Origin of the sequence: Mycobacterium sp. 1245801.1 (genome assembly GCF_001673055.1) — a bacterium.
Taxonomy (GTDB): Bacteria; Actinomycetota; Actinomycetes; order Mycobacteriales; family Mycobacteriaceae; genus Mycobacterium; species Mycobacterium europaeum_A.
This window is the reverse complement of the sequence record NZ_LZKY01000052.1, coordinates 1-827: the sequence shown is the minus strand read 5'-3', so window position 1 is coordinate 827 and position 827 is coordinate 1. Positions and strand designations below refer to the sequence as shown.

Annotated in this window: 1 protein-coding gene and 1 pseudogene; both read right to left on the bottom strand. The window is 61.3% G+C overall.

What is annotated here, in order from left to right; all coding sequences use genetic code 11:
* A pseudogene (locus A5622_RS30655) lies at positions 1 to 157 on the bottom strand (hypothetical protein); the annotation flags it as partial.
* A gap of 92 nt (positions 158 to 249) precedes the next feature.
* Positions 250 to 381, bottom strand: a complete 132-nt coding sequence (locus A5622_RS30430) for a hypothetical protein (RefSeq protein WP_255361663.1) — start codon at positions 379 to 381, stop codon at positions 250 to 252.
* Between the last annotated feature and the right edge of the window lie 446 nt (positions 382 to 827).

Sequence of the window (827 nt, the reverse complement as noted above, 5' to 3'; positions counted from 1 at the left end):
GGTCCGCCTCGGCGGTGTGTCGACCAGCACCATGAAAAGCCTCCGCAAGGCTCGAAATCTGCGCGGGGCTGCCGGCCTGCAAGCTCTGGTTGATCGCCCATGGGTCACCGCCAGCTCTGGCGATGAGATCGCCAATGCTTAGCTCGATCAGTTGCATCGCACCACCCGCCAACCCGCCGTCTATGCTTCCGACCAGCTACGACGCTACCTCTAGTGGTATCCGGTCATGTCAGTTCCGGACGCAGCGCCTCACTGCTGTCGCTCCTCGCGAAGCTGGTCGATCAGGGTGGTACTCGGTGCGTGATCATTTGCCACCAAAGCCGCGCACCAAGCGCGCGACACCAACTGCAGATCGGCGTCAATCGCTTCGATATCGCGCATGTCCGAATGCTAAGCCGAGGCAGCGCTTCGCTCACTTCACCCCGGCGAACGGCGCAGATTCTTTATCTCGAAGGTGACTGATCGCTGGCGTAAGACCACCGACTTTATGCGGCCGTCAGCATCGGTTTGAGGCAGATCGTCGTCGGACCGGCCTGACGTCGCTGGGATTCGCTAGTGAGATGAAGCCGTGTCTGCGCTGCGTCGAGGCTAGTACATAGTGAATAGCGGCCAACGGCGTCCGCCCGTAATTTTCTACCCATGCGAGACCTCGCGACCATCGATGGCGAATCCGCCTGGTGACGCGAGCGCGCCTAGCGGCTCGATAACTCTGCGACGGCATTCCAGTACCACATTGATCGATCAGGCGCTCGACGAGCGAACGGCGGCAAATTGCACCGCAGCGTCGGCTTGAACCGGCGTGGAGAGGTTACCAGCGGGGTAGCGTC

Coding starts and splice junctions, on each gene's coding strand:
- A5622_RS30430 (WP_255361663.1), bottom strand. CDS start 381: ATGCGCGATATCGAAGCGATTGACGCCGATCTGCAGTTGGTGTCGCGC.